16 protein-coding genes are annotated in these 12,302 nt (G+C 32.4%); 15 read left to right on the forward strand and 1 reads right to left on the reverse strand.

What is annotated here, in order from left to right; genetic code table 11:
* The first annotated feature begins 67 nt into the window (after positions 1–67).
* The 6 genes from ACQY29_RS12625 (at position 68) to ACQY29_RS12650 (ending at position 5,963) form a co-directional block, all read left to right on the forward strand.
* Positions 68–892, forward strand: a complete 825-nt coding sequence (locus ACQY29_RS12625; RefSeq protein WP_428225918.1) for a sterol desaturase family protein — start codon at positions 68–70, stop codon at positions 890–892.
* Between the two features lie 83 nt (positions 893–975).
* Positions 976–1,251 carry a TIGR03643 family protein gene (locus tag ACQY29_RS12630; RefSeq protein ID WP_428225537.1) on the forward strand — a complete coding sequence of 92 codons (276 nt, stop codon included), beginning with the start codon at positions 976–978 and terminating at the stop codon, positions 1,249–1,251.
* Positions 1,252–1,360: 109 nt separating this feature from the next.
* Positions 1,361–3,211: a peptidase M61 gene (locus tag ACQY29_RS12635; RefSeq protein WP_428225538.1), complete on the forward strand. Its 1,851-nt coding sequence runs from the start codon at positions 1,361–1,363 to the stop codon at positions 3,209–3,211.
* Between the two features lie 82 nt (positions 3,212–3,293).
* On the forward strand, positions 3,294–3,998 hold the full coding sequence (locus ACQY29_RS12640) for a DUF4369 domain-containing protein (protein ID WP_428225539.1): 705 nt from the start codon (positions 3,294–3,296) through the stop codon (positions 3,996–3,998).
* A 151-nt stretch (positions 3,999–4,149) separates the two neighbouring features.
* A complete protein-coding gene (locus ACQY29_RS12645; RefSeq protein WP_428225540.1) occupies positions 4,150–4,608 on the forward strand; it encodes a Fur family transcriptional regulator in 459 nt (152 codons plus the stop codon).
* A gap of 80 nt (positions 4,609–4,688) precedes the next feature.
* Positions 4,689–5,963, forward strand: coding sequence for an adenylosuccinate synthase (locus ACQY29_RS12650; protein WP_428225541.1), 1,275 nt, complete (start codon positions 4,689–4,691; stop codon positions 5,961–5,963).
* 219 nt (positions 5,964–6,182) lie between these two features.
* Here ACQY29_RS12650 and ACQY29_RS12655 read toward each other — a convergent pair whose 3' ends face one another.
* Positions 6,183–7,061, reverse strand: a complete 879-nt coding sequence (locus ACQY29_RS12655; RefSeq protein WP_428225542.1) for a lysophospholipid acyltransferase family protein — start codon at positions 7,059–7,061, stop codon at positions 6,183–6,185.
* 123 nt (positions 7,062–7,184) lie between these two features.
* Here ACQY29_RS12655 and ACQY29_RS12660 point away from each other — a divergent pair, with 123 nt between their 5' ends.
* From ACQY29_RS12660 to ACQY29_RS12700, 9 genes are all read left to right on the forward strand, one after another.
* Positions 7,185–7,826, forward strand: coding sequence for a rhomboid family intramembrane serine protease (locus ACQY29_RS12660; protein ID WP_428225543.1), 642 nt, complete (start codon positions 7,185–7,187; stop codon positions 7,824–7,826).
* A 63-nt stretch (positions 7,827–7,889) separates the two neighbouring features.
* The gene (locus tag ACQY29_RS12665) at positions 7,890–8,582 is read left to right on the forward strand and encodes an SIMPL domain-containing protein (protein ID WP_428225544.1); all 693 of its coding nucleotides are present in this window, start codon (positions 7,890–7,892) and stop codon (positions 8,580–8,582) included.
* A 28-nt stretch (positions 8,583–8,610) separates the two neighbouring features.
* Positions 8,611–9,408: a patatin-like phospholipase family protein gene (locus ACQY29_RS12670; RefSeq protein WP_428225545.1), complete on the forward strand. Its 798-nt coding sequence runs from the start codon at positions 8,611–8,613 to the stop codon at positions 9,406–9,408.
* 12 nt (positions 9,409–9,420) lie between these two features.
* Entirely contained in the window at positions 9,421–9,870 is a 450-nt protein-coding gene (locus tag ACQY29_RS12675; protein WP_428225546.1) for a DinB family protein, read from the forward strand.
* A 70-nt stretch (positions 9,871–9,940) separates the two neighbouring features.
* Positions 9,941–10,210 (forward strand): heavy-metal-associated domain-containing protein, encoded by a 270-nt coding sequence (locus ACQY29_RS12680; RefSeq protein ID WP_428225547.1) that lies wholly within the window; start codon positions 9,941–9,943, stop codon positions 10,208–10,210.
* Positions 10,211–10,437: 227 nt separating this feature from the next.
* Positions 10,438–10,629: a hypothetical protein gene (locus ACQY29_RS12685; protein WP_428225548.1), complete on the forward strand. Its 192-nt coding sequence runs from the start codon at positions 10,438–10,440 to the stop codon at positions 10,627–10,629.
* Between the two features lie 169 nt (positions 10,630–10,798).
* Positions 10,799–11,341, forward strand: coding sequence for a carboxymuconolactone decarboxylase family protein (locus ACQY29_RS12690; protein WP_428225549.1), 543 nt, complete (start codon positions 10,799–10,801; stop codon positions 11,339–11,341).
* 10 nt (positions 11,342–11,351) lie between these two features.
* Complete coding sequence (locus ACQY29_RS12695) at positions 11,352–11,750, forward strand: hypothetical protein (protein ID WP_428225550.1); 399 nt, start codon at positions 11,352–11,354, stop codon at positions 11,748–11,750.
* 101 nt (positions 11,751–11,851) lie between these two features.
* On the forward strand, positions 11,852–12,262 hold the full coding sequence (locus ACQY29_RS12700) for a DUF1348 family protein (protein WP_428225551.1): 411 nt from the start codon (positions 11,852–11,854) through the stop codon (positions 12,260–12,262).
* Positions 12,263–12,302 lie beyond the last annotated feature (40 nt).

Genomic DNA, 12,302 nt, shown 5'->3' on the forward strand with positions numbered 1-12,302 from the left:
AAATTTGAAAGCCGTTTTTTTATACACAAATCTTTATTATTTTTGAGTAACCAATAGCTCAATTATGATAACAGAAATCACTACTTATTTTCAATCTATACCTCCATCGCACAGAAGCAGTATTCTTTTTGGTGGCATTGCGTTTTTTTGGGCAATTGAAAGTATAATTCCGCTTTTTAAATTCAATTACAATAAAACACATCATGCCAGTATTAATTTGTTCTTTACATTCACAACCATTATAATCAATTTTTTCTTAGCTTTTTTACTTTTTGACACAGCCAACTGGACCACTCAAAAACATTTTGGAATACTCTATTGGCTAAATATTGAAAACCTAGCATTAAAAATGATTTTCGGTCTATTATTAATGGATTTTATTGGTGCCTATTTAGCACATTATGTACAACATAAAACTAAAATTTTATGGAAAATGCACTTAATACATCATACAGATACTTGGTTAGATACTACTAGCGCTAACAGACATCATCCCTTAGAAAGTATCATACGTTTTCTTTTCACTTGGGTTGCCATTTTTAGTATCGGTGCTCCTGTATGGCTTTTTTTCATGTATCAGTCCACCTCTGTCCTATTGTCACAATTTAACCATGCCAATATAAAGCTACCCCAATCTTTAGATACATGGATTAGTTATTTTTTGGTTTCACCTAATATGCACAAAGTACATCATCATTACCAACTTCCATATACCGACAGTAATTATGGTAATATTTTTTCCGTTTGGGACCGCCTTTTTGGCACTTTTAGAACACTACCTACTAACCAAATAGTCTATGGGATTGATACACACCCTAATGAAAAAGAACACAACCAACTTATAAATTTATTAAAAATTCCTTTACAAAAATATAGGCACCCTAGCACATAAAAATTTTAAAAAGTCATACTTTTTTACTAATATTGGTATACGTTTTGCAGGTAACTTTAATACAATTTTGCTTTATTAAATAAATGAGAAAAACTAAAATCGCTGAATTAGACAGAGAAACTTTAGAAAGACTAATCAGCATGGCACAGGAAGAAAGAAAGCCTTTTGAGGCTATCAAAGAAGAATTTGGAATTGGTGAAACCGAAGTCACCGAGTTTATGCGAAAACAACTCACAAAAGAAAAATTTGAACTCTGGAAAAAAAAGGTAACCGCTACAAAACCCAAACCTAAACCCGTCAAACAAGAAGATTTTGACGAAGATTTAGATGGAAAATATTACTTGAAAAATAAATTCTAACTTACAACTCCTGGTTTACAGGAGTTTTTTGTTAAAATATTCAAAAATTAAATTAAACTTCTGTAACAAATAATAATTTTACACACCTATACGTACTAAATTCTATTAAATGAAAAAAATTGTCTATTCGGTCGCTTTAGCCTCCCTTCTTTTTAGTTGCAAATCGGCTCAAGTTACAAATACTAAACCTGAAGTAAATGTTACCATCGATTTAAACACTATTACTGACGATAAGGTTATGGTAACCCTAGAACCCACACCTTCAAAAGAAGACGTGATAACCTTCAATATTCCTAAAACAGTACCAGGAACCTATTCATCTGACAATTATGGTCGTTTTATTGAAAAAATTAAAGCTTATACCAGCAAAGGTGAAAACATCCCGTTAGCAAAATTAGACGAAAACACGTATAGAATTGTAGGCGCTAAAAAACTAAGTAAAATAACCTATTGGGTAAACGACACTTACGACACTGAACAAGTGGGAGGCATAGGTGGAGACGATGTTTTTTCGCCAGCTGGAACTAATATTGACCCGAACTGTTTCGTATTGAACAATCATGGTTTTATTGGTTATTTCAGTGATAAAAAAGAAACACCATACACCCTTACCATCAAGCATCCTGAAAACTTATATGGAGCAACAGCTTTGACAGACAATGACCCTAGCAAAAATACTGATGTTTTTAAAGCCGATCGTTACGCTTCATTAGTAGATCAGCCCATCATGTACACCCAGCCTGATGTAGTCAATTTCAAGGTAGAAGATATGGATATTCAGATAAGCGTGTATTCGCCAACAGGTAAGTTTAAAGCTGCTGACCTTGCTCCTAACATGGAGACCATGATGAAAGCTCAAAAGAAATTCTTAGGTCCTATAAATAATACTAAAAAATATGCGGTTTTAATCTATCTAACCGATATGAAAAAAAATGACGCAAAAGGTTTTGGTGCCCTAGAACACAACACCTCAACTACAGTGGTTATGCCTGAAATGATGCCAGCTGAGGAAATGAATGAACAGTTAAAAGACATCGTTTCACACGAATTTTTCCACATTGTAAGTCCATTAGGAATTCATGCCGAACAAATTCATTATTTTGATTTCAACGAACCTAAAATGTCAAAACATTTGTGGATGTATGAAGGTATTACAGAATATTTTGCTAATTTATTCCAAATCAATCAAGGACTGATTAACGAAGATGAGTTTTACGGTCGTATGGCCGACAAAATTAGACAAGCACAAAACATGAACGACACCATGCCTTTCACTGAAATGAGTGCCAATGTTTTAAAAAAGCCTTATAAAGATCAATATTTAAACGTGTATCAAAAAGGTGCTTTAATAGGAATGTGTATGGACATCTTAATTCGCGAAAAAAGCAATGGTCAAAAAGGTGTTTTAGATTTAATGCAGAAATTAAATAACCAATACGGTATCAATAAACCTTTCAAAGATGAAGAATTGTTTGACAAAATTGTAGCATTAACCTACCCTGAAGTAGGTGAGTTTATTAAAACCTATATTGATGGTACTACTCCTATTCCTTATGACAAATTTTTTGAAAAAATAGGGGTTACACAAACACAAACTAAAATCCCAGGAAATGTTTTCATAAAAGGGCAATCTCCCTATATCACTATCAATCAAGCTACAAAAGAGATCATAACATTACCTGGCATTACACTTCCTGAATTTTACAATCATTTAGGAATCAAAAACGGAGATACGATTTTAGCCATAAATGATAAAAACTACAACTTAGACAACATTTATGACATGATAGCCTCAAGTCAAAGTTGGAAAGAAAATGATCCAATAAGTGTTAAAATTAAACGTGAGGGCAAAGAAATGCTATTAAAAGGGACTATCAAACTTCCTTACGAAGAAGCTACTGGCTATAAAGCAACTAATGATTCAAAAAAACAATTAAAAGATGCTTGGTTAAAAGGATAACACATCCCTCTTATATATAAATCCACAAATGAAATTCAATTTGTGGATTTTTTTATTACATTGCGACAAATTTTTAAAAACCATGTACAAAAAAATAGTTCTTGCCTTAAGCTTTGCTTTTTTAGCTTCATGTGGCGGTGAAAAAACTAACGATAACGAAGTTTTATTAACAGGAAACATTAAAGGTTTCAAAAAAGGAAAACTTTATGTTCAAAGAATAAACGATACAACTTTAGTTCCTTTAGATACAATAACGTTAAACGGTCAATCATCGTTTGAAACCAAAATAGCATTAGATTCACCTGAAATGCTTTACCTTTTTTTAGATAGAGGTCAAACGAATTCAAAAGACAACAATTTACTTTTCTTTGCAGAACCCGGAAAAATGAACATCGAAACCGATTTAGAATCATTTTTAGCCAATGCAAAAATTACAGGATCAAAAAATCAAGATTTGTATCAAGAATACAAAAACATGATTTCATTGTTTAATGAGGAGCAATTAAATCTTTTAAAAGCTCAGGTTTTAGGAACCCGTGCCGATAAAAATTACACAGCCCAAAGCAATCAAGCTAAACAAGATCAGTTACTAAAAAGAAGATATTTGTATGCAGCTAATTATGCCATTACACATGCTGATTATGAAGTAGCTCCATACATTGCCTTAACTGACATTTATGACATGCAACCTCGCTTTTTAGATTCAATTGCTAAAAAAATGACTCCTAAAGTTGCAAAATCAAAATATGGTAAAAAATTTACAGCTTACTTAAAAGAACAAAAATAAGGACTGCTAATCGCACCGCTAATAACTTCATTTAATTTCTCAATTGAATGAAGTTATTTTTATTTTACTACCTGCTTAAACGCAAGTTTTTAACAAGCTACTCATAACTTTTACTGCTTATTTACAACTAAAGTTTTATCTTTGTGCCGTTATGACACAAATTATATCTGATAACAGCTCACATCAAGAAACGGTAAAAAATGTTTTTACCAGTTATTTAGAACAAAAAGGCCATCGCAAAACCCCTGAACGTTATGCGATTCTTCAAGAAATATACGATAGTTCAGAACATTTTGATATAGAAAACTTATACATCAAAATGAAAAACAAAAACTACCGTGTATCCCGTGCTACCCTATACAATACCATAGAATTACTTTTAGATTGTGGATTAGTACGCAAACATCAATTTGGTCAAAACCAAGCTCATTATGAAAAATCATACTTTGACAAACAACACGATCATATTATTATGACCGATACTGGCGAAGTAATTGAATTTTGTGATCCAAGAATTCAAAGCATCAAACAAACCATGGAAGAAATTTTCGGCATCGAAATTCAAACCCATTCGTTATATTTTTATGCTACAAAAAAGAAAGAACAATAATATTTTATAAAAACACTAAGTGCTTACGCTCAAATTTCGATTTGATTTGCACTTACTAACTACAATAAAACAACAACACAATGACTGTAGACTTACTGTTAGGATTACAATGGGGAGATGAAGGCAAAGGAAAAATTGTCGATGTATTAACTTCAAAGTACGACATTATTGCAAGATTTCAAGGAGGTCCAAATGCTGGACATACTTTAGAATTTGACGGAATAAAACATGTGCTTCGCACGATTCCTTCTGGAATTTTTCATAAAAATTCGATTAACATTATTGGAAATGGTGTTGTAATAGACCCAGTTGTTTTCCTAAAAGAAATTGAAGGTTTGGAAAAATTCAACATGGATATCCAATCAAAACTATTAATTTCAAGAAAAGCACACTTAATATTACCAACACATCGCTTATTAGATGCTGCTTCTGAAACAGCAAAAGGTAAGGCTAAAATAGGCTCGACATTAAAAGGTATTGGTCCAACTTATATGGACAAAACAGGTCGTAATGGTTTACGTGTAGGCGATATTGAAATGGCTGATTTTGAAGAAAAATACCGTTCATTAGCAAACAAACACGAGGAAATGATCAAGTTTTACGACGTTTCTATCCAATACAACTTACCAGAAATGGAAAGAGAATTCTTTGAAGCTATTGAAGGTTTAAAAAAATTAACGTTTATTGATAGCGAAGAATTTTTAGCAAAAGCACAAAAGGAAGGCAAATCAATACTTTGTGAAGGTGCACAAGGCTCTTTATTAGATGTTGATTTTGGTACTTATCCATTCGTAACATCTTCTAACACAACAGCTGCTGGTGCTTGTACAGGTTTAGGAATTGCACCTAATAAAATTAAAGATGTATTTGGTATTTTCAAAGCTTATACAACTCGCGTTGGTTCAGGACCTTTCCCTACCGAAGAATTCGGAACCGATGGTGACACTATGGCTAAAGTGGGGAACGAATTTGGATCTGTAACTGGTCGTGCGCGTCGTTGTGGCTGGTTAGACTTAGTAGCCTTAAAATATGCTATCCAAATCAATGGAGTTACCCAACTTATGATGATGAAAGGGGATGTACTTTCAGGATTTGAAACACTGAAAGTATGTACAGCTTACAATTATAAAGGAGAAACGATTAAACACTTGCCTTTTTCTATCGAAGAAGAAAATGTTACTCCTATATATACTGAATTTAAAGGATGGCAAGCTGACCTTACAGGAATGAGTACTTTTGATGAATTACCAACTGAGTTAAAAGAATACATCGCATTCATAGAAAAAGAGGTAGAAGTTCCTATTACCATCATTTCTGTTGGTCCTGATAGAAAACAAACCATTACAAAAGCATAAGCCATAAAAAACCTCCACTTTAAATCATGGAGGTTTTTTTTTTACGTTCACTTAAAGTTTGATCCTTTTTTAATAAAACAAAATCACATTCAAAGATCTACATACGAGGGTACACTTAAAACATATCCTTTCAAATCATTGGAATAAAATTCCAAAAAAAGAAAGACTTGATATCAATTTTAAAATATCAAGTCTTTTTATGAATCATTATAACGAAAACTAATTTACCTCTTTTTTATGTTTCCAACGTTTATGAGTCCACATATAAAATTCTGGAGCTTCATAGATTTGTTGCTCCACTTTTTGAATAAAGGTTTCTGATATTTTAAAATCAGGCACTGAGCGTGCATCATCAGTCAAAATTTCAAATGTAGCTTCATAAAATCCGCGTTTAACCTTTTTTGTTTTTAAAAAAACAATGTTCATGTCAAATCTTTTAGCTAACACTTCAGCCCCTATGTGTATCGGGGTTTCAATACCCATAAAACGGTACCAATGTGAATTTTTTACAGATCCTGGGGTTTGATCACTGATAAAACCATAAACGCCCAACGTTTTCTTTAAATTATTATCCTCAATCGTTTGTGCGGTCTCTTTCGTACTAATCAAAGTGGTTTTGTATCTTGAACGAATCTTTTTAACTAAACCGTCAAAATAAGGATTTTTAATACGTTTGTAAATCCCATATCCATTAAAATTAATGTAGTTATTCATTGAAATCACCCATTCGTAACTCGCATAATGGGCTAACATGATAATAACACTCTTTTGTTGCGCTTCTAGTTCCTTATAAATTTCAAGATTTGTAAAAACATATCTGCGTTCCATTTCTCGTTTAGAGATATTCAAGGTTTTTATCATCTCTAAAAACATATCACATTGATGCTTATACGATTTCTTTTCAATTACTAATCGCTCTTGCTCAGTCAAATGAGGCAATGCCATTTTTAGATGCTTTTGCACTGTGGCTTTTCTATATTTTACAATATAGTACAAAATAAAATACAATACATCTGACAATAAATAAAGTAACCTAAATGGAAGTATAGAAATAAACCAAATTATAGGATAGACTAATAAATAGACTAAAAATTGCATCGTTTTTTTTTATGCAAATATAACTATATCAAAATAATTTCAGCATATATAAATGGTTTGCTATCTTTATCTGAAAATAAATAATACACGTTACTTTAAAAATTATAATTCAACTTTACAAACATGAATGCAATACTTTTAGTCCTAATTGGCGCAACTATTTATATTAGTTACAAAGGCTTTAATGATTATAATTTCTTTTCAACTTATAAATTTCATGTGGGAAGCATTAAAGCTGGTGAACAATTTAGAATGCTAACTTCTGGTTTTCTACATAACGATATTCCGCATTTAGCTTTCAACATGTTGACTTTATATTTTTTTGCACCTCTTGTTATAGGCCATTTTGGTTCTATTACTTTTTTAATTATGTATTTCATTAGTCTAGCCTCAGGAAGTTTATTAGCTTTAAATTTTCATAAAAACGAGTACAGCTATTCAGCCGTTGGGGCATCTGGTGCGGTAACGGGAATTTTATACTCAGCTATTTTAATAGATCCCTCTATGAGTTTATATCTTTTTTTTATCCCTATACCTATTCCCGCTTATATCTTTGGTATAGGCTATCTGTTATATTCTATATACGGTATGAAAGCTAAAAATGACAATATAGGACATGTAGCTCATTTTGGCGGTGCTATAGGAGGCTTTGCTACTACCCTTTTGCAATCGCCATATATGTTGTATGAAAACACCTTGATGGTTTTCCTTTTACTTATTCCTATCATCATCTTGTTTTTCCTGTCTAAAAATGGAAAATTATGATGGCACATATTTTGTAATGAATTTCTGAAAAGATATTTCTATAAATCTTAATTTTTTTGAATCATGAAAAAAATCATAGCAATCTTATTAATCGCTACTATGCCCATGTTAAACGCACAAGAACAAAAACTTACAACTCCTCAAATAAATGTTTCTGGAGAAGGTAAAATAAAAGTTACACCTGATCAATGTGAAATCACTTTAGGCGTTGAAAATACAGCAAAAGATGCTGCAACCGCTCAAAAAGCTAACGATGACGTGGTAGATAAAGTTATCAAATACATCAAATCACATAATATTCCTCTTACCGACTTCAAAACTACCCATGTTAGTTTATACAAAAATTACGATTACGAAAAGAAAAAGTATAACTTTCATGCCAGTCAAACCTTGTGTGTGTTTCTGAAAGACATCAAAAAATACAATGATTTTATGATGAACATCACAGAAGCTGGCATTACAAATATTAATGGGGTTGAATTTAAATCTTCAAAAATGGAAGAATTAGAAAGAGAAGCCCGTGTAAAAGCAATGCTTAATGCAAAACAAAAAGCAACAGATTTTGTCACAGCCCTAAACCAGAAAGTTGGAAAATTGCTTTTAGTGACTGACAATTCGGCTATGATTTATCCGCAACCGGTATACAAAGCAATGACTGCGGAAATGAGTATGTCTGCTGATAGCCCTAAAGAAACGGTAGCTCTTGGTGAAATAAATATCGTTGTAAATGTACAAGTGAGTTTTGCTATAGAATAATATTTTTTGAAACTATAACTATTTAAAATTGAACAGAAGCATAGGATTAGCCCTCTCAGGTGGAGGCACTAAAGGTTTAGCTCATGCTGGCGTATTACAATTTCTGACCGAACAGAAAATACAACCAAATTATATTGCAGGTACTAGCGCAGGCGCCATTATCGCCGCGCTTTACGCTGCAGGAAAAACACCCGTTGAAATTTTAGATTTTTTCAAATCGATTTATTTTTTCAATTGGCGGCATTTTACTTTTACTAAAGCTGGTTTTATAGATGCTGAAGCATTTAAGGCTTATTTTAAAACTATTTTTAAAGATACCTGTATCAACGAATTACCAATTCCTATTTACATTGCTGCCACCGATCTTATAAAAGGGGAATCTATAGTTTTTGATGGTCAAACTAAAATTGTTGATGCAATACTGGCTTCTTCGGCTTTCCCTGGTGTATTTTCACCCTATGAGTTTGAAGGAAACTTATATAGTGATGGTGGTATTTTAAATCACTTCCCAACTGATTTGCTACCCGAATCCTCTCATTTCAATATAGGGGTCTATGTGAGCCCCATACAGCAAATAACGCCTAATTCATTAAAATCGATCAAAGCCGTTACAGCAAGATCATTTGATCTACTGTTTGGAAACTCAAGTGCACATAAATTTTCAAATTGCCATTGGGTTATACAACCTGATGCTTTGACACGATATGGCACTTTTGAAACCAATAAAACAAAAATGGATGAAATTTACGAAATAGGATATGCTGAATCTAAAAAATCATTCGCATTATTAGAAAACAACTTAAAGACTCATTTTCAAAACAAATAAACCACAAAACCTATGTTAATCCCAACCTTACAAAAACTTTTTGAAAGAGATTTAAACCGACTGAAACAAGAAATTGAAAGTTATACTAAAGAAGAAAATTTATGGGTGATTTCTGAAAATATCAGCAATTGCGGTGGAAATCTTTGCTTGCATCTTCTAGGAAATCTCAATACTTTTATAGGTACAGGTCTTGGAAATACGGGTTATGTTCGCCAACGCGACTTAGAATTTTCTCAAAAAAACATTGCCAGAACCACTTTACTCGATGCCATAGATGATGTGAAAGCGATGATTGCTAAAACATTAAACACCTTAACCGAAGCGCAATTACAAGAAATATACCCTATAGCAATACGACCAGAAGGAGAAACGGTTTTTCACTTTTTAATTCATATTGAAGCCCATTTAAACTATCATTTGGGACAAATTAACTACCACCGTAGGGTGTTAGACAATGACTAATTATTTGTTAATTAAAATACTAATCACCATAATTTTGACTATATTTAAGTAAACAATAAACTAGATAAAAATGGAAACTAAAATTCATATTCAAAATTTAAAATGTGGTGGTTGTGCTACTACAATAACTTCAAAATTATCAGAGATTGATACCATATCAAATATTATTGTTTCGAACGAAGAGGATACGGTTAGTTTTATTTACCAAGAAGAAACAGATTTGAATCGAGTGAAAGAAACTCTAGCAAAAATAGGTTATCCAGAACTGGGACATAACAACAACTTAACCACAAAAGCTAAATCATACATAAGCTGTGCAATGGGTAAAATGCAATCCTAATGCAACTATAATATTGATTTTAACCCTGAACATGCTTTAAGTATATTTGATGAAGATAAAAAGACAACAAAAAACTGAATTCTCTTTCAAACACCAATTAGTTTCACTATCAATAACTTCCAAAACTTTTTTGGATATAGCTAGTAAAAGCTAATCCTTTGTTAAAAAAGTCTTAAATCATTTATTTTCAATTATCTTTATATCAGGTTAATATAAATTCGAACATCATGAAAAAGTTAGTATTAATTACTCTCCTAGCATGTGGTGTAGCTTTTACAGGATTTGCACAAGACAAAAAAGAAAAATGTAAAAAAAGCAAACACGAATGTAAGGAACAATGTAAGGACGGAAAACATGTATATAATCATGGTGAAAAAAAACATAAATGCAAGAAAGAATGTGAGAAGCCAAAAGCTTAAATCGTTCTTTTTATGAAAAAACAAGGCAACCTCAGGGTTGCTTTTTTTATGCCTTAATCTCCCTAGGGAAAATTGTCCATCCCTTGACGTTTTTTGTCCATTTTAAAGCTCCTAGCCACGTCGCATCTTTGTACTGTCAATAATGACTAACAATTTAAATACATAAAAAATGAGAACATTTACAGTACCTACAAGAGAAGTAGTAGCACCAAAAAATCAAGAAATTTTCGACCAATTACAAAAAGCTTTAGGCTTTGTTCCTAATTTGTATGCCACTATTGCCTACTCAGCTAATGGCCTAGAACGATTTTTAGCCTATCAAAATGCAAAAACTTCATTAACAAACAAAGAAAAAGAAGCAGTCAACTTAATCGTAAGCCAAGTTAATAATTGTGAATATTGTCAAAGTGCGCATTTGGTTTTAGGGAAAATGAACGGTTTTACCGATGAGCAATTATTCGAAATTAGAACCGGTAAAGCTACCGATGCTAAACTAAACACCTTAGTACAATTAGCTTCAGACATTACAAAAAACAGAGGATATGCCACTCCTGAACTTGTTGAAGCATTTTTTAACCAAGGATACACCAATGAAAACTTGGTAGACTTAATCTTACAAATTAGCGACAAAACGGCTATGAACTACCTTCATAACCTTACTAAAATCCCAGTAGATTTTCCAGTAGCACCTAAATTAGAAGTAACTTTTTAATCCCACAAAAATGAAAACAATAAAATCACTTTTAGCACTCATATTGTTCCTTTTATCCTTAGGAACTTTTGCTCAAACACAAACAAAAATAATTGCAGTGGTCACAAAAGCCGATTGGTGTCCTACTTGCAAACTTCATGGCGCCCGCGTGGTTACAGAAGTCCTTCCGTTATACAAAGCGCCTGATGTTAAAATCATGGTTAACGACCGCACGAATGAAACAACCAAAGCCAGTAGCAATCTAAATTTAAAACAAGAAGGAATTGGAAAAGCTATAGGTAAAAACCCCACGACAGGCGAAATTATCTTTATCAATGCAATAACTAAAAAGATAATTTCAAAAATAAGTGTTGCTAAATCAAGCACTGACATTCAACAGGCCTTTGACCTAGCGATTTCAAAATCATAAACTAAATTTTCAATACTTTATTTATCCCAGAACAAAGGAAAGAACCTCTAAACGTTTTTTCCTTTGTTTAAAATAAATTTTAATCATGAATACCATTTCCTATGGAACAGAAACCTCCCTTTCCTCCTTTCACTTTACAAACGGCTTTGCAAAAAGTACAATTAGCAGAAGATGCTTGGAATAGCAAAAATCCTGAGCAAATTGCCTTAGCTTATACCTTAGACACCGAGTGGCGTAATAGAAACCAATTTATCCATGGACGCAAAGAAGTAATAGCGTTCCTGAAACGTAAATGGGAAAAAGAAATTGATTATAAATTGAAAAAAGAATTGTGGGCATTCCAAGATAACCGCATAGCCGTACGATTTGAATACGAGTACCAAAACGGAAAAGGTCAGTGGTTTAGAGCCTATGGCAATGAAAATTGGGAATTTGACGAAAATGGTTTGATGCAAAAACGTTTTGCCAGCATCAATGATTTGCCTATAAATGAAAGTGAACGAAAATTATAATCGTTAAGATGCAATGCTTATTTTTATAAAAAAATTAAAA

Source organism: Flavobacterium sp. (assembly GCF_965262375.1).
Classification (GTDB): domain Bacteria; phylum Bacteroidota; class Bacteroidia; order Flavobacteriales; family Flavobacteriaceae; genus Flavobacterium.

Coding starts and splice junctions, on each gene's coding strand:
- ACQY29_RS12660 (WP_428225543.1), top strand. CDS start 7,185: ATGAATGCAATACTTTTAGTCCTAATTGGCGCAACTATTTATATTAGT.
- ACQY29_RS12655 (WP_428225542.1), bottom strand. CDS start 7,061: ATGCAATTTTTAGTCTATTTATTAGTCTATCCTATAATTTGGTTTATT.
- ACQY29_RS12635 (WP_428225538.1), top strand. CDS start 1,361: ATGAAAAAAATTGTCTATTCGGTCGCTTTAGCCTCCCTTCTTTTTAGT.
- ACQY29_RS12665 (WP_428225544.1), top strand. CDS start 7,890: ATGAAAAAAATCATAGCAATCTTATTAATCGCTACTATGCCCATGTTA.
- ACQY29_RS12650 (WP_428225541.1), top strand. CDS start 4,689: ATGACTGTAGACTTACTGTTAGGATTACAATGGGGAGATGAAGGCAAA.
- ACQY29_RS12695 (WP_428225550.1), top strand. CDS start 11,352: ATGAAAACAATAAAATCACTTTTAGCACTCATATTGTTCCTTTTATCC.
- ACQY29_RS12645 (WP_428225540.1), top strand. CDS start 4,150: ATGACACAAATTATATCTGATAACAGCTCACATCAAGAAACGGTAAAA.
- ACQY29_RS12685 (WP_428225548.1), top strand. CDS start 10,438: ATGAAAAAGTTAGTATTAATTACTCTCCTAGCATGTGGTGTAGCTTTT.
- ACQY29_RS12700 (WP_428225551.1), top strand. CDS start 11,852: ATGGAACAGAAACCTCCCTTTCCTCCTTTCACTTTACAAACGGCTTTG.
- ACQY29_RS12675 (WP_428225546.1), top strand. CDS start 9,421: ATGTTAATCCCAACCTTACAAAAACTTTTTGAAAGAGATTTAAACCGA.
- ACQY29_RS12680 (WP_428225547.1), top strand. CDS start 9,941: ATGGAAACTAAAATTCATATTCAAAATTTAAAATGTGGTGGTTGTGCT.
- ACQY29_RS12690 (WP_428225549.1), top strand. CDS start 10,799: ATGAGAACATTTACAGTACCTACAAGAGAAGTAGTAGCACCAAAAAAT.
- ACQY29_RS12640 (WP_428225539.1), top strand. CDS start 3,294: ATGTACAAAAAAATAGTTCTTGCCTTAAGCTTTGCTTTTTTAGCTTCA.
- ACQY29_RS12630 (WP_428225537.1), top strand. CDS start 976: ATGAGAAAAACTAAAATCGCTGAATTAGACAGAGAAACTTTAGAAAGA.